Here is a 23421-nt window from a genome sequence, read left to right as displayed (position 1 = left end):
TCAGCCAGCCTAGCGTGCGCTGAGAGCGCCGGCCGGGGCGTGCGGGATCCGGCCCGAGCGGGCGAGCGCACCGAGCCGGCGGGCCGACTCCTTGGGGGTGCGGGCGAAGGTGTCCGGGTCGACCGCGATCAGCCCGAACGTCGGCCGGTAGGTGCCCCATTCGTAGTTGTCGAGGGCGCTCCAGTGGAGGTAGCCGCGTACGTCGATGCCGTCGGCCATGGCCGACGCGAGGCTCTCCAGAGCGCGGGTCGTGTAGTCGACGCGGCGCTCGTCGTCGCCGGTCGCGATGCCGTTCTCCGTGACCATGACGGGTACGCCGGGGCCGACCACGTCGACGGTGTGCCGCACGGCCTCGCCCAGCGCCTCGGGGTAGTACTCCCAGCCGGTCAGTGTGGTCTCGGCGCCCTCCGGAACGGGCAGCGGCCCGTCCGCGCCGATGAGGTGGCGCGTGTAGGCCTGTACGCCGATCCAGTCGTCGCCACGCGCGGCCTCGAGGAACACGTCCTCGCGCGAAAACGCGTACGCCGCCGCCACGTCCTCGGCGCCCGGTTCGGCCTGGTACACCTGGTTGGCGACCGTCCAGCCGACCTGGAGCCCCAGGCCGGCGTCCCGCAGGACCTCGGTCGCGGCGTGATGGGCGCGGATGAGGGCCTCGGTGACGTCCGCGGCCGGCTCGACGGAGGCGAAGCCGGCAGCGGCTCCCGTGCCGCCCGCGCCCTTCTCGGTGGCGCGGCGGTACAGGGCGGACATCAGGGCCACCATGTTGGGCTCGTTGATCGTCGCCACGTACGTCACCCCGGCCCGCAGGACCTCGAGCACCGTCCGGGTGTACTGCGCGAACACCTCGGCGGAGTCCGGCGCCGCCCAGCCTCCCCGCGCCTGGAACCACTGGGGGCAGGTGAAGTGGTGCAGGGTCACGACCGGCGTGAGACCGCGCTCGATCGCCCCGCGGACCATGTCCCGGTAGTGCGCGAGGGCGGCACGCGAGACGCGTCCCTGCACCGGCTCGACGCGCGCCCACTCGATACTGAACCGGTAGGAGTTGAAGCCGAGTTCATGCAGCAGATCCATGTCCTCGGGCCAGCGGTGAAAACTGTCGGCGGCGTCCCCGCTCGGCTCGCTCACGAAGGTGTCCGGCCGGTTCTCGAAGGCCCACCAGTCGCTCCCCGTGTTGTTGCCCTCGACCTGGTGGGCGGAGGTGGCCGCACCCATCAGAAAGCCATCCGGCAGGACGAGTTCGGACTCTGCTGACGACGTCATACGGTCACCCCTGAAAAGCGTTCGTTGATCGGTTTTCGTGTTAGCGTACAGGTGGGGCCGGTCGGAGAGGAAGTGGCGCCGGGCGAATGCGCAGCCCGGCCGGCCCGATCGCCCGGGGGCGCCACAACGCCGCACCTGACGATCCGGCGACCGGCCCCCCGGGCTTTCGGACCTGCCGGTGGAGGACTCCATGAACGCCGTCACCCCCAGCCCGTCAGAGCAGGCCGCCCAGGCCGGCGCCGGATCACCTCCGGCCGCCGGCCCCTGGCGCATCCGGGCCGACCCCTCCCTGAGCCAGGTCGCCGGCACCGTACGGGCCCTGCTGACCCCACACCTCGGCGCGCGCCTGCTTGCCGACGGCGATCCGTCGGCGCACGGCAGCGAGATCGTCCTGACCCTCGACGCGACCGGCGTTCCGCTCGGCAGGACCGTCGGAGTTGCGCCGGCCGGGACAGCGGAACCGGCCGACGAGGCCTACGCCCTCACCGTCGGGGCCGACGGGATCACCTGCCGGGCGCGCACACCCGAAGGCGTCTTCCGCGCGGCGACCAGCGCAGCCCAACTGCTCCTGACGGCACCGCCCGACGGCACGATCGGGGCCCTGCAGCTGCGGGATGCCCCGCACTACGCCTGGCGGGGCCTGATGATCGACCCGGCGCGCAGCTTCCTCACCCCCGACGAGGTGCGCCAGGTCATCGACCTCGCCGCCCTCTACAAGCTGAACGTGCTGCACCTCCACCTCACCGACAACGAGGGCTGGCGCATCGAAGTACCGTCGCTCCCCGCGCTGACTGCCGGTCAGGCCGCGTCCGGACCAGCGGCCTTCTACTCGGCGGACGAGTACCGGGATCTCCAGTCGTACGCGGCGCGGCACTTCGTCACGATCGTCCCCGAGATCGACCTTCCGGGTCACTGCGCCGCCCTGCGGGCCGCACTGCCGGACCTCCCGCCCGCGCCCGCTCCCGAAGGGCTGGCGGACCGCTTCCCCTTCGTGCCCCCGCTCGACCTCGCCGACGCGGCCACACACACCACGGTCTCCGCCGTTCTCGCCGACGTGTGCGCCGTCACGGACGGCCCGTTCGTCCACATCGGGTGCGACGAAGCGGTGGGCATCACGGAGGACGCGTTCCACGTCGCGGTGAACGAACTGCGAAGCATCACAAAGAAGTTCGGCAAGCGGCCGGTGGCGTGGCAGGAATCCTCCCGGGCCGGCGCCGGACCCGGGGACATCGCGCAGTTCTGGGTCGACGTGCCGATGATGGACCTCCCAGGATCTGCCGAGGAACTCGCCGCCCGCCCCGAACTGGCCGCATCCGGGCTGACGTTGGAGATCGCCTCGGCGCTCAGGACCTTCTTCGCCCCGTCCGACCACGACGTCGCGCGCGTCCTCGCGGGCGGCGGCCGACTGCTGCTCTCCCCGCAGTCCCACCTGTACCTCGACCGGCGCTACGCGCCCGAGGTGACGCCTCCCGGCCAGGCGGAGGCGGCGGCCCGCCTCGGCTTCCCCCACTACCGCCCGCGCGATGTCCGGCACACGGCGTCCTGGGACCCGGCCTCGCACGGCATCCCCGACGAGTCCGTCGCGGGCGTCGAGGCAACCCTGTTCGGCGAGACCCTGCGAGACATCGACGACCTCACGACACTGCTCCTGCCGCGGCTCGGCTCGGTCGCCGAGACAGCGTGGACGGGCCGGCCTCCCCTTTGGGCCGAGTACCGCGAGCGCATCGCCCGCCACGCGCCGCTCTGGCGCGAGCGCGGGCTCGTCCACTTCGCCGCCGAGGATGTGCCCTGGGCGTGATCGCACATGAAGAAGGGGCGCCTCCAGCGCGGACTGCGGTGGAGGCGCCCCTTTACTGTCTGAACCGTCTGAACTATCCGGCTGCCACTCGGTTCAGGACTTGGCGGGCGTGTAGTCGTAGATCGACGGCACGGCCATCCCTGACTGCGGCACGACCTTCACGTCCTTGGTCGACACGATCAGGAAGGACGCCCGGTAGAAGGGGGCGAACCACCCCTCCTCGACCAGGTGCCTGTTGAGCGCGCGCGACGCGTCGTCACCGGCCTTGGTGTCACTGGCCGTCTGGACCTGCGGAAGCAGCTTCTTCACGGTCGGGTCGCTGGTGGCGAAGGGGTTGAACGCCCCCGGCACCACAAGGTCGTTCATGGTCACCCAGTCGATGGAGGACTGGCCGATGTTCATGACCATGCCGGAGTAGGCCTTCTCCTGGAAGATCTTCTGCAGGGCGGTGGCACCGTCGAGCTGGTCCCACTTGACCTTGACGCCCACGGCCTTGAAGTCGGCCTCGATCGACGACGCCAGGGCGTCGTTGACGATGGCGGACATGCGCGGCAGCTTCAGCGTGAAGCCCTTCGCGTAACCGGCCTGCGCGAGCAGCTTCCTGGCCTTGGCCGGGTCGTGGGGGTAGTAGGTGTCCAGGCTCTTGTCGTACGCCTTCGTCTCGGGACCGAAGACCTGGTCCGTGATCTCACCACGGCCGCCTCGGATCTTCTCGAGCATCGTCTCGCGGTCCAGTGCGTAGTTGAGTGCCTGCCGCACCCTTGCGTCCTTCAGCTGCGGTGTCCGCACGCCGCCGCGGTCGAAGAGCAGGAGCCCCTGGAAGTCGAAACTGTGCTTGGTCTTGGTGAGGTGCGTGTCGGACTCGATGGACGCCTGCTGATTGGCGTCCTGGAGGACAGCACTGTCGAGCTGGCCCGTCTTGAGGCCGTTGACGACGGCCGTCTCGTTGTCGAAGACGCTGATCGTCAGGGTCTTGTACGGGAGTTCCTCGCCCCAGTAGTCCTTCTTGCGGTCGAAGACGTACTTGGAGCCGATCACTGTCTTGGCCTTGTCCAGGGTGTAGGGGCCGGTCCCGACCGGCTTCGTCTTGAGGGAGCCGCCGGCCAGCTTCTTCGGGCTCGCCATCAGGCCGGCCGCGTCGCTCAGGTAGAAGAGCATCCCCGGGTCGGGGCTCGTCAGCTGCAGCGTCACGTGCGTCGCGTCGGCCACCTTGACGCTCTTGAGCGCGGCGAGGTACTTCGCCCCGCCGCCTCCGCCACCCTTGAAGTGCTCCAGGTTGGCCTTGACCGCCTGCGCGTCGAAGGCGGCCCCGTCACTGAACTTCACGCCTTCCCGCAGGGTGAGGGAGAGCTTGGTTCGGCTCGTGTCGTACGTCCACTTGGTGGCGAGCATCGGCTTGTACGTGCCGTCGGGGGCCCGCTTGACGAGGGTGTCGTAGACCGCCTGGAAGTACGGCAGGGCGCTGCCGAGCGCGGTCGCCGGGTCCAGGCTCTGGGCGTTCGTGAGGGTGGCGATGTCGAGTTCCGCCGTGCCGGCCGTGGCGGAACCGCCGTCCGTGCCACAGCCCGTGAGTGCCAGGGACAGAGCCGTGGCACCAGCCGTCAATGCCCCTATGCGGGCGGAAATCCTCATGGTGTTCTCTCCGTCTGGAGGGCCGGGCGGCAGACGTCTCCCGGCAAGGTGTCATGCGGCAGCCGGACGGCACACTCCGCCGGCAGGCTCTTCAACGCTCGAAAACCATATTGTGATCGGTTTCTGGGCGTCAATGCGCCGACCGAAGAACGTCGACGCGCCAAGCGGCGAGGTGAACGCGAGCCCGCGGCCACCGGCGCACACCCCTTGCCCCCGAAAACCACTCATCGTATGGTTTTGATGATCGGATGACGCGAAGGAGCGCGACCCATGTCCCACAAGTGGCCGAATTTCGCCTTCTTCATCCCGGACCAGCTGCGCGCCGGTCCTGGAACTGGCCGGCGTCGAGGCCCCGCACCGCCACCTTCGGCTGCCGCAGCCTCCTCCCCGTACGGCAAGCCTCGGCAAGGCATCGCACGTACGCGTTCACCGAAAGCGGCTCCCCCGTCGAAGAGGAGCCGCAGATGGACAGCGCCGGTTTCCCTACGACCTGAAGGCCGCGCTCCAGCACGAGCGCCCCAAACTCGTGGGCCGCGCCATCGCCGTATGGGACAAGGAGTGGTGTACGTGTGGCGCCTGTACGAACCGGCCGAGTTCTACGACCGCACCCCGGACCCGGACGAGCGGGGAGGCCTCGCGGGCCGCCCCGAGCACACCGAGGTCGAACAGCGCATGAACCGGGCACTCCTGCGCCCGCCGGCCGACGCCGCGAACGCCATCCCGGCCGGCGAGGACCCCCGCTACCCCAGCGTCGACCTACCGGTCCCGGCGGGCCACCCGGGCCCCGACGGCGAGGTGGAGACCGCCCCGCAACAGCTCGCGCGGGCGTTCGTGCGGTGGCAGGAGTCGAGGCGCTGACCGGGCCCCGGGCAACGCCTCGACTCCTGCCGGTTTCCCTCCGCGTCACTCACACGCCGTGAGGTGCGCCCTAGAACCCGTCGGACTCGTCTTTCCGGACCACACACAGCGCCCAGATGACGAAGCCCGAGATCGCGATCAGCACGACCGACCAGAGCGGGTAGTACGGCAGGGAGAGGAAGTTGGCGATGATGACGAGTCCGGCGATGACCACGCCGCCGACGCGTGCCCACGTCGCGGTCTGGAGCAGCCCGAAGCTGACGATCACCGCGATCACGCCCAGGACGAGGTGGACCCAGCCCCAGCCGGTCAGGTCGAACTGGAAGATGTAGTTGCGCGTGGTGACGAAGATGTCGTCCTTGGCGATCCCCATGATGCCCCGGCAGATGCCGAGCACACCGACGAGCATGAGCATGATGCCGGCGAAGATCGTCAGGCCGCCTGCCCACGCCTGCTTCGTCGTGTCGGCCGGCTGCGAGTGTGTCGCGGTCATGGTGGTGCCTCGTTTCGTGTTCGTCCGGCACGCGCTCAGCGTGCGGAGCTGGAGGAGCCCGAGGAGCCGGAGGCGGTGTCAGTACCAGGGCCTTCGGCCGGACCGTGGCCGGCCAGCACCATCTGCTTCGCCTTGTTGAACTCCTCGTCCGTGATGTCGCCGCGGGCGCGGATCTCGGACAGCCTGGCCAGCTCGTCGACGCTGCTGGGCCGTTCCGTACCGCCCGCGGTCTTCCTGATGTAGCTGTCGAAGGCCTTCTGCTGCTCACGGGCCTGCGCGATCTCCCGGCGGCCCATGTTCTTGCCACGGGCGATCATGTAGACGAAGACGCCCAGGAAGGGCAGGAAAATGGTGAGCACCAGCCAGCCGGCCTTCCCCCAGCCGCTCATGTCGTCGTCGCGGAAGATGTCGCCGATGATGCGGAAGAGCAAGACGAACCACATGATCCACACGAAGAACCAGAGCATGCTCCAGAAGACGCTCAACAGCGGATAGTCGTACGCCAGGTACGTCTGCGCGTTCATGTCTCTTCTCCGTCCCGGGCGCTCGCCCAGCCGCCTTTGCCTGCCGCCTTCAGCGTGGGCCGACAGGGGCCGGGTGGCCTCACCCGGCGGGGGTGAGCTCGGTGGGTGGGGTGTCAGGCCGTCGGCGCCTGGCCGGGCGAGCCCGTGACGCCCGCCTTCCGAAGCGCGGACCGCCAGGCGAAGGCGACCGCCGCCTCGGCCAGACCGAGCAGGACGAGCCACAGGCCGAGCAGCCGGGTCAGGGCCTGTGCCGACTCGGCGGGCAGGACCAGTACGACGATGCCCGCGACGATGCCGAGCACCGCGACGCCCAGGAGCACGCCGCGGTGCGGCAGGTCCTTGGCGGCGATGGCGGTGTAGAGGGTGAGGACACCGGACACGAGCCAGACGACGCCGACGATCAGGGAGAGCGCGGTGATGGTCTGCAGCGGGTTCCGCAGGCACAGCACCCCGGCCAGGAGGAACAGCACGGCCAGGAGCAGCCCCGACAGCCGTTCCTCCTCCCGCGCGAAGACGGCCACGAACCGGAACACCCCCATGACCAGCAGGTACAGGCCGATGAGGACCGCCAGGACGTGCAGTGTCTCCGCCGGCCAGACCAGGATCAGGATGCCGGGCACCAGCGTGACGACCGCCGAGCCCAGGATCCACGTCCATGAGCGGCCCAGTCGCGCCAGTGCGTCGGCGGGATCGTCGACCGGCCGGGAGGCCGCCCCGCCGGCGGAGGGTTCCGGTCCGGTCTGCGGCGCCGGACCACGCGGCATGGTCATGACTCCTCCTCGCATGAACGAGCGGGTCGTTCCCGGACCACCGAAGGGACCGGCGGTACGCGGGGACCTGACCGCCTCAGCGTCCCGCGCGCCGCGGCCCACCGGGTCACCCACGGCGGGTGATCCGGCGGCGCCGTCAGGGCGATGAGGCGGACCCGGAGGCGTTCGCACGCCCTACGGCCGGGCGTGCGGCGGACGGGAACGAAGGGCGACGGAACGAGCGTGACTTCGAGACGCTGGGAGCGGCCTGCCGCTCCGGGCGGATCAGGGCGGAGCGCCTCTGATCAGTCGGCCCGGCCCTCCGGCAACTGCCGCATCTCCAGCACCCGCAGTCCCAGCGACTGGAGCCGGGCCAGCAGCCCGTACAGGTGCGCATCGTCCACGACGGGGCCGAACAGCACCGTCTGGCCGGCCATCATCACGTGGCCCAGCTCGGGGAAGGCCTTGGTCAGCGTTTCCGACATGTGTCCCTCGACGCGGATCTCGTAACGCATGGGCTTTTCTCCCGCGAGCAGCGTGGGGCGGGTGGGCGACGTCCTCACCTGCGAGCGTCCGCCTCGGCGCCCGGCCGGGCCTCACCCGGTACAGGTGACCTGCCTTCTCCGGCGCACGGCGATCCGGCTCAGTGCTTCAGGACGATCTTGAAGGTGATGATCAGCAGACCGAGCACCAGGTTGACCAAGGCGGTGACGGCCATGAGACGCCGGGGTGCACCGGCCCGGCGTGCCGCGGCCACGGACCAGCCCACCTGCCCGGCCACGGCGACCGACAGCGCCAGCCAGAGCCCAGCTTTCACGTCCAGCCCGAGGAGAGGGCTGAGGGCCACCGCGGCGGCGGGCGGGATGGCCGCATTGACGATCGGCCACTCGTCGCGGCACACGCGCAGCACGGTCCCGCGGTCCAGTGCCTTCCGCCGCGCCAGCCGCGCTCCGAACAGCTGCGCGTGTACATGGGCGATCCAGAACACCACGCCGGTGAGCAACAGCAGCAGCACCAGCTCCGCGCGGGGAAAGGAGCCCAGCGAGCCGGCGCCGACGACCACGGAGGCCGCGAGCAGGGATCCGTAGACGCCGCCCGTGTAGTCGGCATGTGCTCGGCGCTCGGCTCTGTCCGGTCGGCCCGTGACAGGTCCGGTGGTTCGGGACACTGGTGCCTCCTCGGACTCGGCTCAGGGCATCGGTCCGGTCACCCCGGCCGGAGCGTCGGCCGGCCGACGGGGCCCGTTCACACCAGTCCGAGTTCGCGCGCGCGGCGCACCGCTTCGTTGCGCCGGTTCACCGCCAGCTTCCGGTAGATGCTCTTGAGGTGGGTCTTCACCGTGTTCACCGACACGTAGAGGTCGGCGGCGATCTCCTCGGTCGACATCATCCGGGCCAGCCGCTCCAGCACATCCCGCTCGCGTCCGCTCAGCTCCTCCGCGACGAGCGCAGCGGGCCGCGCGTCGACCGTGGCCGGTTCACCAGGACGCGACGGAGCGGGCGTCAGCCAGTCCGCGGCCAGCTCCTGGAGCGGCGCGGTGGACAGCAGAGGCCGGATCCACGGCCGCGCATCGAGGAAGGGTCTGCGAAGCCGCTCGCGCCGTGCGCCGAGGAGTGCCTGCGCGACGAGCCTGCGTGCTGTGGCGTCGTCTCCCGCCCCCTGCGCGGCCTGAGCCCTGACCAGCGCTGCCCGAACGGTCACCGCCGGCCCGGTCCGGCCCCCGGTGTCGATGCTGTCGAGCAGACCGACGGCCTCTTCCGGGCGACCTGCGGCGAGCAGTATCCGCGCGGCTTCCACAGCGCAGGCCGGCTGGTCGCCGGGGACGTCCTGGAGCACCTCGGCGGCCATCCGAGGCCGTCCTTCGGCCATGTGCGCGGCCGAGGCGAACAGCGCCTCCTGGCCCGCCGCCCAGGGCGAGGCCGCACAGACGCGGATGCCTGGGTCCGCCGCCTCGACGGCGGCGCGGGCGTGGCCCTGGACCAGCAGGAGACGCGCCTTGGTGATGGCCCGGACCGCGGCGATCACCGGATCGTGCGTCGCAGAGCGGAGTTGGGCCGTCTCGTCGAGAAGGGTCTGCGCCTGGCTCAACTCGTCGCGGTCCACGGCCACGGCGGCCAGCACCAGCAACCCGATGCCCGTGCCGGCACCCGAGACGCCCGGCTCGGCCACACGGAACCTCTCCGCCTCGGAGGCACCCGCGAGAGCCTTGCGCTCCGCCCTGTCGATCCAGCCGTTCAGGTAGTCGATCAGTGCCAGGTGCCCCAGCGACTCCTCACGGGGCAGCACGGTGGACGGTCCGCCATGGGTGCCCGCCACTGTGGTCAGGGCGGCACGCGCGTCCTCGAAGCGCCCGGCCCACAGGCGGGTGGAGCCGAGATGGGTCATGAGGAGCGCATGGAGTTCGGGATGTCTGTCCAGGAGGTGCTCCGGAACCTCCCGCCGGAGCCCGGCGGCCGCCTGAGCGGCCGCCTCGGCCTGCTCGGGAGAACCGGTCAGCCGGGCGGCCAGCGTCTCCAGCAGCGCACAGCTCAGCTGCGCTGCCGCCCGGTCGTGCGGGTCGGCGGCAAGCCGCTCCTCGGCGCGGCGCAGATGGGACAGACCGCGCTCGACGTCGCACCGGGACAGGTCACGGGCCGCCCGGACGAGCTCCGTCGCGGGGCCGGTGGCCTCGGGGTCCATCCCGGAGAACAACTGGTCGAGGTCGGCCGAGCGCAGACCGGTGAAGAGCTGTCCGATCGCCAGGTCGTCGACGAGGGCGCCGGCGGTGAAACCCCAGTCGCCCGACGCGGCACCGTGAGCGAGTGTCTCCGGCAGGGATCCGGAACGGCGCAGCCACAGCGCGGCACGTCGGTGGAGCTCGGGCTCCAGCCCCGGCAGGCGGACCCGCAGGTGGGCCCGGAGTATCTCCCCGAACAGCGGGTGGAGCCGGTACCACGAGTGCCCGAGGTCCTCGACGAACGCGTTCGCGCGGTGCAGCTCGACGAGCAGGGGCTCGGCGTCGGTCCGCCCGGTCAGCGCGTTCGCCAGATCAGGACTGAAACGCTGCAGGACGCTGACGCGCAGCAGGAGATCCTGTGTCTCCTCCGGCTGCCGCTTGAGCACCTCGGCCAGCAGGAAGTCCGCGACCGCGCTCCGGTCCGCCTCGAACTCCTTCAGATAGAGCTCCGGGGCCGCGCTCTCCCGCGCGGCCAGGGCGCACAGGCACAGTCCGGCGGCCCAGCCCCGGGTGCGGTCCACCAGGCCGCGCGCGGCGTCGACCGGCAGGCGCAGACCGTGCAGTTCCAGCAGCGAGACGGCCTCCTCGGGGGTGAAGGCCAGCTCGGCGCCGCGCAGCTCCGTCAGCTCGCCGGCCGCCCGGTAACGGTGCAACGGCAGCAGGGGTTCGGTGCGGGTGACGAGAACCAGGCGCATGCCCTGCCCGGCGTGGTGCAGGACGAATTCCAGCTGCTCCGCGACCTCGGGGGTGGTCACGCGGTCGAACTCGTCGATCACGACCGTCACCGGCTGGTCACGTGCGTCCAGATCGGCGGCGAGCGCCGCCAGCAGCTTGCGGTCCACGCGGACCGCCTCCGTCGGGACCCCGACCGCGCCGGAGACCGGCGCACCGCACGCGCGCAGAGCCTCCAGCACGTACGCCCAGAACACACCGGGCTGCCGGTCCTCGTCCTCAGCGGTGAGCCAGGCGACCGGCTGTGGCAGGCCGGCGGCCCAGTCGGCGGCCAGCAGGGTCTTGCCCGCGCCCGCCGCTCCGTTGATCAGGGTCAGCCGCGTCCGAAGGGCCTCGTCGAGGTGCCGGTCGAGCCGCTGCCGCCGCAGGTAGGCGGCGGGTCGCGTCGGCAGGGCGATGCGCGTGCGGAGAAACGAGTCCCCCAGAGGATCCACTCCGGAAACACCCGGAACACCCGGAACACCCGGTCCAGCAGCATCCTCGTGGATCTCCGCCACAGCGCTCACCACCGCTGCCTGTCAGGGGCCGAGCCATGGGCCCGCTCCCCCTCAGGATCCCAGCCTTTCCGGCCGCGCGCGCGGGGGCGGACTTCTCGACGGGGAATGCAAGGCGTGCCGGCACCCGCACACCAACGGTCACCGCACTCTCGAGAAGGGCGGCGGGAATCGCTCTCGCACCCGAGCCGCCGACAGCAAGGAAATGCCCCCAGGCAGCACGAAGAAGACTCGTGCGGGTAGGGGCATGCCCCCGGTTTCCGCGCGCGGGCGGATCACCGCGCCGTCATGTGCCCTGCCTGCTGCGGGCGTTCGCCTCGGCCACCAGCGCGCGCAGCAACTCGTCCTGGGTCAGGAGCCGGAGGTCGCAGGTCTCGGCGTCCCATTCGCGGCCACCGGCCAGCGGACGGATCTGGAGATACGGCCCCTCATGGCCCATGACCCGCCCGAACCGGTCCCGCACGGTGTCGTGGACGGCGTCTCCCACCTCCGCCGGCTGGCCCTCCTTCGTCTCAGCGGTCAAGGGCGGACAACTGAGCGCCTGAACGAGCAAGCCGACGGCCCCGCGACAGTTCGATTCGCGGGGCCGCCGCCCACTCGCGAAACCTCAGGTCAGGCGTCCTTCTTCACCGGCTCAAGAATCGCCACGCACTCCACGTGATGCGTCATCGGGAACAGGTCGAACGCGCGCAGCATGCGGACCTTGTAGCCGCTGTCGCGGAAGTACGCCAGGTCGCGGGCCAGGGCTGCCGGGTCGCAGGCCACGTAGGCGATGCGGCGGGCGCCGAGCGACGCCAGGTGCTCCACCGTCTTCTTGCCCGCGCCCGCGCGCGGCGGGTCCAGGACGATCAGGTCGACCTCGGTGATGCCCGTGCGCGGGAGGACCGATTCGACCTTGCCCTGTTCGATGCGGACGCGCTCGAACGCGGCCAGGTTGTGGCGGGCGTCCTCGACCGCGCGCTTGCCGGACTCGATGCCGAGCACCGCGCCCTGGTCGCCGATGCGGTCCGCGATCGCGCCGGCGAAGAGGCCGACGCCGCAGTACAGGTCGAGCGCCATCTCGCCCTTGCGGGGCAGCAGGCCCTGCATGACGGCCTTGACCAGCGTGTCCGCCGCCTGCGGATGCACCTGCCAGAAGCCGCCGCTGCCCACGCGGTGCGTGCGGCCGTCGGCGCGCTCGCGGACGAACCCGCGGCCGTGGACCCGGTGGATGCCGCCGTCCTTCTCGTCGACGCGCAGCACGGAGACCGGCTTGTCGAGTTCGACCAGGGGCAGGCGCGCGCCGGGGCGCGGGGTCAGGATGACCTGGCGGTCCTGGGAGCCCGTCGCCGCGATCGCCTCGATGGACTCCATGCCCGTCCAGTCGCGCTTCTCGATGCCAAGTTCGGAGACGCCCGGCGCCGCGATCATGCAGTGCTCGACCGGCTCGACCTCGTGCGAGCGGTGGCGGCGCAGGCCCGCCTTCCCGGTGTCGGGGTCGACCGCGTACTGCACGCGCGTACGCCACTGCGGGACCTCGCCCGCCGGGAGCTTGTCGCCCTCGGCCGGCATGACCGTGCCGTCCCAGCCGGCCTCCTCGGGCGTGAGGCCCGCGAGGCGCTGGAGCTGCTCGGCGATGACCTCGCCCTTGAGGCGGCGCTGCGCGCCCGGCTTGGCGTGCTGCCAGTCGCAGCCACCGCAGCGGCCGGGACCGGCGTACGGGCAGGGCGCCTCGACGCGGTCCTTGGACGCCTCGATGACGGTGACCGCGTCGGCGCGCAGGAAGCGGGCGCCCTCCTCGCCGTCCGTGACGCGGGCCACGACCTTCTCGCCGGGCAGCGCGTGCCGGACGAACAGGACCTGCCCCTCGTCCGTGCGGGCGACGCAGTGGCCACCATGGGCGACGGGGCCGACCTCGACCTCATACTCCTCCCCGACCAGCGACTTCTTCGGTTCTGCCTGCATGGCGGGGGACTCCACAACGTAAGAAAGCAAGGGACACGGCGAACGGCCGGACAACAGCCCACCAGTCTACGTGGGTGTGGTCCGGCCGCTCGCCACACGACAGCCGAGGGGGTCAGCCCTTGTTCGAGGGCTCCTTCGGGCGCTTCTCGACCGGGCCGCGGCGCACCGCACCCGGAGCGTTCCACTCGGAGCGCCTGCGGGCCCGCTTCTTGGCGGCCTCGGAGGACTCCAGCTGGTAGGGCACCGAGGTGACCATGATGCCGGGGGTGAACAGGAGCCGGCCCTTGAGGCGCAGAGCGGACTGGTTGTGGAGCAGGTGCTCGTACCAGTGGCCGACCACGTACTCGGGGATGATCACGCTGACCGCGTCGCGCGGGGAGTCGCGGCGCAGGCTCTTCACGTACTCGATGATCGGGCGCGTGATCTCGCGGTAGGGCGAGTCGAGGACCTTGAGCGGTACGTCGATGCTGCGCCGCTCCCACTCCTCGCGCAGGGCCTTTGTCTCCGCCGGGTCGACGTTCACGCTGAGCGCTTCGAGGGTGTCCGAGCGCATCAGCTTCGCGTACGAGAGGGCGCGCAGCGTCGGCCGGTGGATCTTGGAGACCAGGACGATGGAGTGCACCCGGGAGGGCCGCACGGTGTCGTCACCGGGCGTCTCGGGGGCCTGGATCTCCTCGGCCACGCGGTCGTAGTGCTTACGGATCGCGGTCATCGTCGCGTAGAAGATGCACATGCCGAGGAGGGCGACCCAGGCGCCGTGCGTGAACTTCGTGACGAGGACCACGACGAGCACGAGGCCGGTGAAGAACGCGCCGAAGGTGTTGATGGCGCGCGAGCGGACCATGTGGCGGCGCTTGGCCTGGTCCTTCTCGGTGCGCAGATGGCGGTTCCAGTGCCGGACCATGCCGGTCTGGCTCAGCGTGAACGAGACGAACACGCCGACGATGTACAGCTGGATCAGGCGCGTCGAGTCGGCCCCGTAGATGACGACGAGGAGCGCCGCGGCGCCGGCGAGGAGCACGATGCCGTTCGAGAACGCGAGGCGGTCGCCACGGGTGTGCAGCTGGCGCGGCAGGTAGCGGTCCTGGGCGAGGATCGAGCCGAGGAGCGGGAAGCCGTTGTACGCGGTGTTGGCCGCGAGGAAGAGGACCAGCGCGGTGGCCGCGGCGAGGATGATGAAGAGGAAGCTGCCCTTGCCGAAGACGGCCTCGGCGACCTGGGAGATCACCGGGTTCTGGACGTAGCTCCCGCCGACCGCGACGCCGTTGTGGATCAGGTCGGTCGCCGGGTTCTCGGCCATGCGGACGTTGGTCGACATGGCCAGGGCGATGATGCCGCAGAACATGGTGACGGCCAGCAGGCCCATCGCCGCGAGCGTGGTCGCCGCGTTCTTCGACTTCGGCTTGCGGAACGCCGGTACGCCGTTGCTGATCGCCTCGACACCGGTGAGCGCGGCACAGCCCGAGGAGAACGCGCGCAGCAGGAGGAAGACGAGGGCGAAGCCCGCGAGACCCTGGTGTTCGGCCTTGATGTGGAAGTCGGCGGTGGGCGCCTTCATGGTGTCGTCGAGGACGAGCCCGCGGAACGCGCCCCACGCGATCATGATGAAGACGCCTGCCACGAAGACGTAGGTCGGGATGGCGAAGAGCTTCCCGGACTCCTTCACGCCGCGCAGGTTCATCAGCGTGAGCAGGACGATGACCAGGACGGCGCACAGGACCTTGTGCTCGACGACGAACGGGATCGCCGAGCCGAGGTTCTCGATGCCGGAGGCGATCGACACGGCGACGGTGAGGACGTAGTCGACGAGGAGGGCGCTCGCGACGGTGAGGCCGGCCTTGGGGCCGAGGTTCGTGGTCGCGACCTCGTAGTCGCCGCCGCCGCTCGGGTACGCGTGGACGTTCTGGCGGTAGGAGGCGACCACGGTGAACATCAGCACCACGACCGCGACGGCGATCCAGGGGCTGAAGTGGTACGCCGACACGCCCGCGATGGAGAGGACCAGCAGCACCTCTCCCGGCGCATAGGCCACGGAGGACAGCGGGTCGGAGGCGAAAACGGGGAGGGCGATGCGCTTCGGCAGGAGCGTTTCTCCGAGCCGGTCGCTGCGCAGAGCGCGCCCGATCAAGATCCGTTTGGGCACGTCGGTCAGTTTGGACACGCAGAGGATCGTAAGCGTTCGAACGGGGGGCCGCCCACCCACCACCCCCCAAGTGCACCGGAACCTCACATCGGGCCTCGCGCCGGGCGGTCCTGGCGAGGCGTTACATTCTCAGTTGCCGCCTGCGCGGGCGACGGCTTGCCCTGCCTTGTCCCAGTTCGAACGCAGTCGGGCCAGATAATCGGCGGCCTGGCTGCCGGGCGTCGCACCGCGGGCGAAGGCCTGCATGTTCCCCGCGCCCGTGTTGTATCCGAGCCCGAGCAACTCGTCCTTGTCGTACGGGCCCGAGGGGTGCGCGGGCAGTTGCCGCGCCAGGTCGTGGAGGTACCAGGCGGCCGCGCGCACGGCCAAGTCCCGGTCGTCGGGCAGTTCCTCCCACCGGCGCCCCGCGAAGGCCCGGCCCCGCTTGGTCTCGTCGAACGCGGCGCGGTGCATGTTGGCGATCCCGAAGGCGGCGCCCGGCTTGTAACGCTGCCAGGCGCGTTCCAGGGCGGGGTCGTGGGGTTTGTACGACTCGTTGTAGAGGATCGCCATGAGGAGCCGCGGGCTGACGCCGGCCTCGGCGGCGCGGGCGCGGACCTGCGGGGCGTAGGCCGCCGGGTCGTACTTGCCCGAGGGGGTGGTGGAGCTGCTGGGGCTGGGCTTCGGCGTGGGGGTCGTGGGCGTTCGCGAGGGGTGGGCGGACACATCGGGCTTCCCCGTAGCCCCCGTGGCCCCACCGGCCCCGTCTGCGCCCGTATCCCCCGACCGCCCGCACGCCCAGGCCACCAGGACGACGAGCAGCACTACACCCCAGAGCCAGGGCCCGCGCCTGGCCTGCCCGCCTCGCTCCGCCATCCCCCGCCTCCTCCAGGCCCTTTCGTTCTCTACGCCCCGGCCCCGCGGAGGCGGCGGGCCGGGTTCGGGTCGGCGCGCTCGGCGAGCCGGCCGACCAGCAGCCGCACCACGGCGACGATGTCCGGGTCGTCCACGAAGTAGACCTGGCGGCGCCCTTCGCGCCGGGACCGGACGAGCCCGGCGAGCTTCAGTTTGGTCAGGTGCTGGCTCACGGCGGGCAGCGCGCCGCCGACGCGGTCGGCGAGGCCTGTGACATCGCTCTCACCCTGCGCGAGGGCCCACACGATGTGCAGCCGGGCCGAGGAGGCGAGAAGCCCGAACGCGCCGGCCGCCTCCGCGATGACCTCGGCGGGCGGGTCGTCGAAGGCGGGCCGGTCATCGAAGTCGCGTACGCGCGTCACCACCGTCGTCGTCCTCTTCCACATCCGCTTCGGCTCACCGGGCCAAGGAGGACCCCAGTCTAGGTGGGCACTGTGACGCCCGTAACGCCGCTGTGGTCCGGGTTCACGCGGGAGAGGAGAGGTGGCTACGGTGCTGGAGATGCCCCGCAGCCACCTCCCCGCGCGACGGCCGGGCACACCTCAGGGTGACCATGCCGCACGTTGCCGGAACCCGCGTCCGAGCCCGCTGCGGCCCCGCAGGCGAAGCCGCCGACGACGCGCGGGCGGGCCGCGGACAAGCCGGACGAGCAGCGCGCAGCCGCCGAGAGGCCGGACAGGCAGCAGGTGGTCGCGGGGAAGCCGGACAAGCAGCCCGCCAAGGCGCGCGACGCGTGCTTCTTCGCCTGGGTCCCGCGCCGCAAGACGTGGTTCACGGCACTCGGCGCAGGCACCCTGTACGGCTGCCTGCTGCACGGGGTCGTCGCCAAGGGCTCCCGCTTCTGGGACTGGTACGACCTTCGGTGGCTGCACACCCCGCTCGGCGAGATCACCGTCAGGCCGGCCGCCGCCGCTCTCATCACCAGCCTGTGCACCCCTCCCGTGCAACGCCTCTCCCGCTCCCGCTTCGCGATGGAACCGGAGATGAAGTGGGCGTTCAGGCGGGACGCGGCCGAGATCGCGGGCAGGGGCAGCACGCGGCGAGGCTGATCAAGCTTCCGGCTACGCGGATGCTGGCAACGGAGGCCATGCGGCTTAAGCTCGTCTCCTGGCAACGCGGCACGCGATTGCCTCTAGTTGCCCGGCAGACTGAGAGAGAAGAGTGAGCGAGATGTTTTCGCAGGTCATCGGGGCGACCGGGAGTGCGGGGTAGCGGCCGGTGCACATCGTCATCATGGGGTGCGGCCGGGTGGGTTCAGCCCTGGCCCAGAACCTTGAACAACAGGGGCACACAGTAGCGGTCATCGACCAGGACCCCACGGCCTTCCGCCGCCTGGGTTCCGGCTTCGGCGGCCGCCGCGTCACCGGGGTCGGCTTCGACCAGGACACCCTGCGCGAGGCGGGGATCGAGGAGGCCGGCGCGTTCGCGGCCGTCTCCAGCGGTGACAACTCGAACATCATCGCCGCCCGCGTGGCCCGCGAGATGTTCGGCATCGAGAACGTCGCGGCCCGTATCTACGACCCGCGTCGCGCCGAGGTCTACCAGCGCCTGGGCATCCCGACCGTCGCGACCGTGCGGTGGACCGCGGACCAGATGCTGCGCAGGCTGCTTCCGTCCGGCGCCGAGCCGCTGTGGCGCGACCCCACCGGGGGCGTCCAGCTCGCCGAGGTGCACGCCTCGGTGGCATGGGTGGGCCACAAGATCAGCCGGCTCCAGGAGGAGACCGGCGTCCGGGTCGCATTCGTCACCCGGCTCGGCGAGGCGATCCTGCCCACGTCGCAGACGGTCCTGCAGGAGGGCGACCTGGTGCACGTGATGATGCGCACCGACGACGTCGAGAAGGTCGAAGCGGCGTTCGCCGAGGGTCCTGAAGAGGAGGGCGGTCACTGATGAGGGTCGCCATTGCCGGAGCGGGCGCGGTGGGCCGGTCCATCGCCGGTGAGCTCCTGGAGAACGGGCACGAGGTCCTTCTCATCGACAAGGCGCCGACCGCCATCTCGGTCGAGCGCGTCCCGCAGGCGGAGTGGCTGCTCGCCGACGCCTGTGAGATCACGTCCCTGGACGAGGCGGCGCTCCAGCGCTGCAACGTGGTCATCGCGGCCACCGGCGACGACAAGGTCAACCTTGTCGTCTCGCTGCTCGCGAAGACCGAGTACGGGGTCCCGCGGGTCGTCGCCCGCGTGAACAACCCGAAGAACGAGTGGCTCTTCAACGAGTCGTGGGGCGTCGACGTCGCGGTCTCCACGCCGCGCCTGATGTCCGCGCTCGTCGAGGAGGCGGTGAGCGTGGGCGACCTGGTCCGCCTGCTGCGCTTCAGCCACGGCGACGCGAACCTGGTGGAGCTGACGCTGCCGCCCGAGTCGGCGCTGGCCGGCACGCGCGTGGGCGACGTCCAGTGGCCCGAGGACACGTCCCTGGTGACGATCATCCGCGGGACCCGCGTCCTGGCCCCGTCCCAGGAGGACTCCCTGGAGGCGGGCGACGAGCTGCTGTTCGTGGCCGCCCAGGCCCGCGAGGAACAGCTCGAGGACCTGCTGTCGGTCCGCCGCGAGGACGTCGCGGGCTGACGGTTCTTCCGCAGGTACGAAGATGGGGCCCCGGAGTTCGCACTCCGGGGCCCCATCTTCGTAACGTCTCAGCCGGCGGCGGTCACGTCACGCCTCCCGACGACGCTCAGACCTCGCGGCGATGACGCGCAGCCCCCGACTCCTTGCGGGCGGCCTTCGCTTCCTTCTCGGCCTTCTCCTCCGCCTCCATCTCCGCGAACACGTCGATGGGCGCGGGCGCCTTCGACAGGAAGACCCAGGTCAGCCAGACGGCGAGCAGGAACGGCGGGATCTTCAGGGCGATCAGGACCCAGCCGAACTTCGTGGTGTCGGCCCACCAGTACATCGGGAAGAGGATCGCGCACTTGGCGAGCAGGATCAGGCCCCAGGCCCAGCTGGCCTTCGCGTAGGCCTTCTTGCGGCCGGGGTTGCGCGTGCGCCAGGAGAGGTTCTCCTTGAAGACCGGTCCCAGGATCAGGCCGATCAGCGGCACCCCGCACAGCGTGGTGACGATGTAGGCGACGGCCAGGCCCAGCGTGTAGAGCATGCCGGGCAGGTAGAAGTCCTTGGCATTGCCCGTCATCATCGCGAAGAGGACGCCGAAGCCCACGCCGAAGACGCCGCTGAAGGCGTGCTTGACGGTGTCCTTCATGACCAGGCGGACCACGACCAGGACCAGGGACACCGCGAGGGCCGCGATGGCCGACATGTGCAGGTCCTTGTTGATCGTGAAGATGGTCACGAAGAGGAGACCGGGAACGACGGTCTCCACCAAGCCCCGCACGCCGCCGAAGGCCTCGAAGAGGGCGGCCTCGGTCACCGCCTTCGAGTCGGATTCCTGATCCGCGGTCGGCTTGTCGAGGGACGTCACCGGCTACTCCCGTCCGAGCGGTCTGAGTTCGTACTTCGGGTTGAAGAGCACCCTACGGCCCCGGCTCATCGAAACGCGTCCGGAAGCGATCAGCTTGCGGCCGGGCTCGATGCCGACGATGGACCGGCGGCCGAGCCATACGACGTCCAGAGCCGCGGAGCCGTCGAACAGCTCCGCCTCCAGGGCCGGGACTCCGGCGCGTGGTCGGAGGGTGACCGTGCGCAAGGTACCAGTAACCGTGACTATCTGCCGGTCCTGGCAGTCCCCGATGCGGGTACAACCCGTGGTCTGCGAGTCCTCGCGCAGCTCTTCCGACTCCAGGTCCTCCTGGGAGGAGGACAGCCGGTCGAGCATGCGCCGGAAGCGGCCTGCCGGCTTCTCGGACGGCGTATCGGAACGAGGGACAGCACTCATAAATCAAGCGTACCGGGGGGCGGGGACAACGGATGAGCGGGTCAGCGCTCGAAGCGATACCCCATGCCGGGCTCCGTGATGAAGTGGCGCGGGTGTGAGGGGTCCGACTCCAGTTTGCGGCGGAGCTGGGCCATGTAGACGCGCAGGTAGTTCGTCTCGGTGCCGTAGGAGGGGCCCCAGACCTCCTGGAGGAGCTGCTTCTGGCTGACCAGACGGCCCGTGTTGCGGACCAGGACCTCCAGGAGGTGCCACTCGGTGGGGGTCAGGCGCACGTCGCGGCCGTCGCGGTTGACCTTCTTCGCGGCCAGGTCGACGGTGAAGTCGTCGGTCTCGACGATGCCCTCGTCCTCGCCTCCGCCCGTGGGCTCGGCCCGCCGGACCGCGGCGCGCAGGCGGGCCAGGAGCTCGTCCATGCCGAACGGCTTGGTGACGTAGTCGTCGGCGCCCGCGTCGAGCGCCTCGACCTTCTCGTCGGAGGAGTGCCGCGCGGACAGCACCAGGATCGGTACGCGGGTCCAGCCGCGCAGGCCCCTGATCACCTCGACGCCGTCCATGTCGGGCAGGCCCAGGTCGAGCACGACCACGTCGGGGTGGAACGCGGCGGCGAGCTGGAGCGCGCCCGCGCCGTCGGGCGCGGCCTCCACCTCGTACTTGCGCGCCTTCAGGTTGATGACGAGGGCGCGCACGATCTGCGGCTCGTCGTCGACCACGAGCACCCGGGTCATGCGTACCTGCCTCTCTGAGCAATGGCTGAGCTGGTGGGGGCGGCCGGCGGGTGGCCGGTCGCGGCGGTGAGCGTGAGGACCATGGTCAGGCCCCCGCCGGGGGTGTCCTCCGCCGTGAGCGTGCCGTTCATCGCCTCGACGAAGCCGCGCGCGACGGCGAGGCCGAGGCCCACTCCGGCGCCGCGCGGTGCGTCACCGTAGCGCTGGAACGGGGCGAAGATGCGGTCCTTCGCGGTGTCGGGGACGCCGGGACCGCGGTCCACGACACGTACCTCGACGCGGTCGCCGAGCGTGCTGGCCGCGACGAGGACCGTCTCGTCCTCGGGGCTGTACTTGACCGCGTTCTCGACGATATTGGCGACGGCGCGCTCCAGGAGTCCCTTGTCCACGGTGACCATGGGCAGGCTCTCCGGAATGTCGAGGTCGACGCTGCCGTCGGGGACGCCCACCAGCGCCATCGGGACCACCTCATCGAGATCGATCTCGCGCATCAGCGGGGTGACGGTGCCGGTCTGGAGGCGGGACATGTCGAGGAGGTTGCCGACGAGGTGGTCGAGGCGGTCGGCGCCCTCCTCGATGCCGGCGAGGAGTTCCGCCTGGTCCTCCTCGGACCAGGCCACGTCGTCGGAGCGCAGGGAGGAGACGGAGGCCTTGATCCCGGCGAGCGGGGTCCGCAGGTCGTGGCTGACGGCGGCGAGCAGGGCGGTGCGGATGCGGTTGCCCTCGGCGAGGGTACGGGCCTGGTCCGCCTCGGACTGGAGGCGCTGGCGGTCGAGGACGACGGCGGCCTGGGCCGCGAAGGCCGCGAGGACGCGGCGGTCCTCGGCGGGCAGCACCCGGCCGGACAGGGCGAGCGCCATGTGGTCGCCGACCGGCATGTCGACGTCGGCGTCCTCGGGGCGTTCCAGGGGGTGCGGGCCGACGCTGGCGGCGCAGGTCCACGGCTCGACGTCGCTCGCGCGTTCGAGGAGGGCGACGGAGTCCATGGCGAAGGTCTCGCGGACCCGGTCGAGCAGCGCGTCGAGGCTGTTCTCGCCGCGCAGGACGCTGCCGGCGAGGAAGGAGAGGATCTCGGACTCGGCCCGCAGTCTTGCGGCCTGGTGGGTGCGCCGGGCCGCGAGGTCGACGACGGAGGCGACCGACACCGCGACCCCGACGAAGATCACGATGGCGACGATGTTCTTGGGGTCGGCGACGGTGAACAGGTGCAGCGGCGGCGTGAAGTAGTAGTTCAGGAGGAGCGAGCCGACGGCGGCCGAGGCCAGCGCCGGCAGGAGACCGCCGACGAGGGCGGCCGCCACAGTCACGGACAGGAAGAGGAGCATGTCGTTCGCGAGGCCGAGATCGGTGGCGACATGGGTGAGTGCGAGGGACAGCAGGGCGGGCCCGCCGACGCCGACGAGCCAGCCCCAGATGATGCGGGAGCGGCCGAGGCGCGCGCCACGTGCGACGGGGAGGCCGCGCCCCTTGGCCACTTCCTCGTGCGTGACGATGTGCACGTCGAGGTCGGGGCCCGACTCGCGGGCGACGGTCATGCCGACGCCGGGTCCGAAGATGTACTGCCACGTCTTGCGGCGCGAGGAGCCCAGCACGATCTGGGTCGCGTTGACGCCGCGTGCGAACTCGAGGAGCGCGGCCGGTATGTCGTCCCCTATGACGTGGTGGAAGGTACCGCCCAGATCCTCGACGAGGGTGCGCTGGAGCGCGAGCTCCTTGGGGGATGCGGCGGTGAGGCCGTCACTGCGGGCGATGTAGACGGCGAGGATCTCGCTGCCCGAGCCCTTGGCTGCCATCCGCGCCGCGCGCCTGACGAGGGTGCGGCCCTCGGGTCCGCCGGTCAGGCCGACGACGATGCGCTCGCGGGCCTGCCAGGTGGAGCGGATGTTGTGTTCGCCGCGGTACTGCTGGAGGTATTCGTCGACGCGGTCGGCCACCCACAGGAGGGCCAGTTCGCGCAGGGCGGTGAGGTTGCCGGGGCGGAAGTAGTTGGAGAGGGAGGCGTCGATGCGGTCCGGCTTGTAGATGTTGCCGTGGGCCATGCGGCGGCGCAGCGCTTGCGGCGACATGTCGACCAGCTCGATCTGGTCGGCGCGGCGCACCACCTCGTCGGGGACGGTCTCGCGCTGACGCACGCCGGTGATCGACTCGACGACGTCGCCGAGTGACTCCAGGTGCTGGATGTTGACGGTGGAGACGACGTCGATACCGGCGGCGAGGAGCTCCTCGACGTCCTGCCAGCGCTTGGCGTTGCGCGAGCCGGGCACGTTCGTGTGGGCGAGTTCGTCCACCAGGGCGACGTCGGGGCGGCGGGCGAGTACGGCGTCGACGTCCATCTCGGTGAAGACGGCGCCGCGGTAGGTCAGCTCCTTGCGGGCGATCTGTTCGAGGCCGTGGAGCATCACCTCCGTACGGGGCCTGCCGTGGTGCTCGACGAAGCCGACGGCGCAGTCCGTGCCCCGCTCGATTCGGCGGTGGCCCTCGGAGAGCATCGCGTAGGTCTTGCCGACGCCCGGTGCCGCACCGAGGTAGATCCGTAGCTTGCCGCGTCCCATGGCCCCATTGTCTTCCCGCTCCACGCGTTGTACGCAGCGTCGACCCTACGGCCACCAATTACGGCAAATGGGGCGA

Annotated in this window: 21 protein-coding genes and 1 pseudogene; 5 read left to right on the top strand and 17 right to left on the bottom strand. The window is 70.8% G+C overall.

Translation table 11 applies throughout. The features are described 5' to 3' along the window. Nucleotides 1-9: 9 nt before the first annotated feature. Nucleotides 10-1260 carry a glycoside hydrolase family 1 protein gene (locus tag ACWFR4_RS25650; RefSeq protein WP_453654706.1) on the bottom strand — a complete coding sequence of 417 codons (1251 nt, stop codon included), beginning with the start codon at nt 1258-1260 and terminating at the stop codon, nt 10-12. Between the two features lie 190 nt (nt 1261-1450). Between ACWFR4_RS25650 and ACWFR4_RS25645 the strand changes: the two genes are divergently transcribed. Beyond that, nucleotides 1451-3058 (top strand): family 20 glycosylhydrolase, encoded by a 1608-nt coding sequence (locus ACWFR4_RS25645; RefSeq protein WP_453654704.1) that lies wholly within the window; start codon nt 1451-1453, stop codon nt 3056-3058. A gap of 93 nt (nt 3059-3151) precedes the next feature. On the opposite strand, the gene ACWFR4_RS25640 is transcribed toward ACWFR4_RS25645, so the two are convergent. Next, a complete protein-coding gene (locus ACWFR4_RS25640) occupies nt 3152-4690 on the bottom strand; it encodes an ABC transporter substrate-binding protein (RefSeq protein ID WP_453654702.1) in 1539 nt (512 codons plus the stop codon). 567 nt (nt 4691-5257) lie between these two features. Here ACWFR4_RS25640 and ACWFR4_RS25635 point away from each other — a divergent pair. Next, entirely contained in the window at nt 5258-5548 is a 291-nt protein-coding gene (locus tag ACWFR4_RS25635) for a hypothetical protein (protein ID WP_453654700.1), read from the top strand. Between the two features lie 70 nt (nt 5549-5618). Here ACWFR4_RS25635 and ACWFR4_RS25630 read toward each other — a convergent pair whose 3' ends face one another. The 11 genes from ACWFR4_RS25630 to ACWFR4_RS25580 form a co-directional block, all read right to left on the bottom strand. Continuing rightward, nucleotides 5619-6041, bottom strand: coding sequence for a DUF7144 family membrane protein (locus ACWFR4_RS25630; RefSeq protein ID WP_453465358.1), 423 nt, complete (start codon nt 6039-6041; stop codon nt 5619-5621). A gap of 35 nt (nt 6042-6076) precedes the next feature. Further along, on the bottom strand, nt 6077-6565 hold the full coding sequence (locus tag ACWFR4_RS25625) for a PLDc N-terminal domain-containing protein (RefSeq protein ID WP_453465357.1): 489 nt from the start codon (nt 6563-6565) through the stop codon (nt 6077-6079). Between the two features lie 113 nt (nt 6566-6678). Next, nucleotides 6679-7335 (bottom strand): HdeD family acid-resistance protein, encoded by a 657-nt coding sequence (locus ACWFR4_RS25620; RefSeq protein WP_453654698.1) that lies wholly within the window; start codon nt 7333-7335, stop codon nt 6679-6681. Nucleotides 7336-7619: 284 nt separating this feature from the next. Next, complete coding sequence (locus ACWFR4_RS25615) at nt 7620-7829, bottom strand: hypothetical protein (RefSeq protein ID WP_227297834.1); 210 nt, start codon at nt 7827-7829, stop codon at nt 7620-7622. 128 nt (nt 7830-7957) lie between these two features. Continuing rightward, nucleotides 7958-8482: a hypothetical protein gene (locus tag ACWFR4_RS25610; protein ID WP_453465353.1), complete on the bottom strand. Its 525-nt coding sequence runs from the start codon at nt 8480-8482 to the stop codon at nt 7958-7960. A 77-nt stretch (nt 8483-8559) separates the two neighbouring features. Then, nucleotides 8560-11250, bottom strand: a complete 2691-nt coding sequence (locus ACWFR4_RS25605; protein WP_453654800.1) for a LuxR C-terminal-related transcriptional regulator — start codon at nt 11248-11250, stop codon at nt 8560-8562. 292 nt (nt 11251-11542) lie between these two features. Beyond that, a complete protein-coding gene (locus ACWFR4_RS25600) occupies nt 11543-11779 on the bottom strand; it encodes a hypothetical protein (protein ID WP_453465351.1) in 237 nt (78 codons plus the stop codon). A gap of 89 nt (nt 11780-11868) precedes the next feature. Continuing rightward, complete coding sequence (locus ACWFR4_RS25595) at nt 11869-13200, bottom strand: class I SAM-dependent RNA methyltransferase (RefSeq protein ID WP_453654696.1); 1332 nt, start codon at nt 13198-13200, stop codon at nt 11869-11871. A gap of 112 nt (nt 13201-13312) precedes the next feature. Next, nucleotides 13313-15361 carry an APC family permease gene (locus ACWFR4_RS25590; protein WP_453465347.1) on the bottom strand — a complete coding sequence of 683 codons (2049 nt, stop codon included), beginning with the start codon at nt 15359-15361 and terminating at the stop codon, nt 13313-13315. Nucleotides 15362-15472: 111 nt separating this feature from the next. Next, nucleotides 15473-16198 (bottom strand): transglycosylase SLT domain-containing protein, encoded by a 726-nt coding sequence (locus ACWFR4_RS25585; RefSeq protein ID WP_453654694.1) that lies wholly within the window; start codon nt 16196-16198, stop codon nt 15473-15475. A 29-nt stretch (nt 16199-16227) separates the two neighbouring features. Then, the gene (locus tag ACWFR4_RS25580; protein ID WP_116508872.1) at nt 16228-16623 is read right to left on the bottom strand and encodes an ArsR/SmtB family transcription factor; all 396 of its coding nucleotides are present in this window, start codon (nt 16621-16623) and stop codon (nt 16228-16230) included. A 345-nt stretch (nt 16624-16968) separates the two neighbouring features. On the opposite strand from ACWFR4_RS25580, the pseudogene ACWFR4_RS25575 reads away from it, so the two are divergent. The 3 genes and pseudogenes from ACWFR4_RS25575 to ACWFR4_RS25565 all read left to right on the top strand — a co-directional run. Next, nucleotides 16969-17286 (top strand): annotated as a pseudogene (locus tag ACWFR4_RS25575) (acyltransferase family protein); the annotation flags it as partial. Nucleotides 17287-17455: 169 nt separating this feature from the next. Continuing rightward, on the top strand, nt 17456-18127 hold the full coding sequence (locus ACWFR4_RS25570) for a potassium channel family protein (protein WP_116508874.1): 672 nt from the start codon (nt 17456-17458) through the stop codon (nt 18125-18127). Next, nucleotides 18127-18804 carry a potassium channel family protein gene (locus tag ACWFR4_RS25565; protein ID WP_116508876.1) on the top strand — a complete coding sequence of 226 codons (678 nt, stop codon included), beginning with the start codon at nt 18127-18129 and terminating at the stop codon, nt 18802-18804. Before ACWFR4_RS25570 ends, ACWFR4_RS25565 begins: the two co-directional genes overlap by 1 nt. 106 nt (nt 18805-18910) lie before the next feature. Here the strand turns inward: ACWFR4_RS25565 and ACWFR4_RS25560 are convergent, their stop codons facing one another. The 4 genes from ACWFR4_RS25560 to ACWFR4_RS25545 are packed head-to-tail and all read right to left on the bottom strand — an operon-like array spanning nt 18911 to nt 23345. After that, nucleotides 18911-19654, bottom strand: a complete 744-nt coding sequence (locus ACWFR4_RS25560) for a DUF3159 domain-containing protein (protein ID WP_453465343.1) — start codon at nt 19652-19654, stop codon at nt 18911-18913. A 3-nt stretch (nt 19655-19657) separates the two neighbouring features. Then, a complete protein-coding gene (locus ACWFR4_RS25555; RefSeq protein ID WP_100591174.1) occupies nt 19658-20068 on the bottom strand; it encodes an OB-fold nucleic acid binding domain-containing protein in 411 nt (136 codons plus the stop codon). A 41-nt stretch (nt 20069-20109) separates the two neighbouring features. Further along, a complete protein-coding gene (locus ACWFR4_RS25550; protein WP_453465342.1) occupies nt 20110-20793 on the bottom strand; it encodes a response regulator in 684 nt (227 codons plus the stop codon). Then, nucleotides 20790-23345, bottom strand: coding sequence for an ATP-binding protein (locus ACWFR4_RS25545; protein ID WP_453465340.1), 2556 nt, complete (start codon nt 23343-23345; stop codon nt 20790-20792). The genes ACWFR4_RS25550 and ACWFR4_RS25545 overlap by 4 nt, the downstream gene beginning before the upstream one ends. Nucleotides 23346-23421 lie beyond the last annotated feature (76 nt).

The sequence above is a fragment of the Streptomyces sp. NPDC055140 genome (genome assembly GCF_053607285.1).
The sequence above is the reverse complement of the archived record's forward strand: the minus strand, read 5'-3'. Positions and strand labels throughout refer to the sequence as shown.

Coding starts and splice junctions, on each gene's coding strand:
- ACWFR4_RS25620 (WP_453654698.1), bottom strand. CDS start 7,335: ATGACCATGCCGCGTGGTCCGGCGCCGCAGACCGGACCGGAACCCTCC.
- ACWFR4_RS25650 (WP_453654706.1), bottom strand. CDS start 1,260: ATGACGTCGTCAGCAGAGTCCGAACTCGTCCTGCCGGATGGCTTTCTG.
- ACWFR4_RS25630 (WP_453465358.1), bottom strand. CDS start 6,041: ATGACCGCGACACACTCGCAGCCGGCCGACACGACGAAGCAGGCGTGG.
- ACWFR4_RS25645 (WP_453654704.1), top strand. CDS start 1,451: ATGAACGCCGTCACCCCCAGCCCGTCAGAGCAGGCCGCCCAGGCCGGC.
- ACWFR4_RS25545 (WP_453465340.1), bottom strand. CDS start 23,345: ATGGGACGCGGCAAGCTACGGATCTACCTCGGTGCGGCACCGGGCGTC.
- ACWFR4_RS25625 (WP_453465357.1), bottom strand. CDS start 6,565: ATGAACGCGCAGACGTACCTGGCGTACGACTATCCGCTGTTGAGCGTC.
- ACWFR4_RS25550 (WP_453465342.1), bottom strand. CDS start 20,793: ATGACCCGGGTGCTCGTGGTCGACGACGAGCCGCAGATCGTGCGCGCC.
- ACWFR4_RS25615 (WP_227297834.1), bottom strand. CDS start 7,829: ATGCGTTACGAGATCCGCGTCGAGGGACACATGTCGGAAACGCTGACC.
- ACWFR4_RS25585 (WP_453654694.1), bottom strand. CDS start 16,198: ATGGCGGAGCGAGGCGGGCAGGCCAGGCGCGGGCCCTGGCTCTGGGGT.
- ACWFR4_RS25565 (WP_116508876.1), top strand. CDS start 18,127: ATGAGGGTCGCCATTGCCGGAGCGGGCGCGGTGGGCCGGTCCATCGCC.
- ACWFR4_RS25640 (WP_453654702.1), bottom strand. CDS start 4,690: ATGAGGATTTCCGCCCGCATAGGGGCATTGACGGCTGGTGCCACGGCT.
- ACWFR4_RS25555 (WP_100591174.1), bottom strand. CDS start 20,068: ATGAGTGCTGTCCCTCGTTCCGATACGCCGTCCGAGAAGCCGGCAGGC.
- ACWFR4_RS25580 (WP_116508872.1), bottom strand. CDS start 16,623: ATGTGGAAGAGGACGACGACGGTGGTGACGCGCGTACGCGACTTCGAT.
- ACWFR4_RS25595 (WP_453654696.1), bottom strand. CDS start 13,200: ATGCAGGCAGAACCGAAGAAGTCGCTGGTCGGGGAGGAGTATGAGGTC.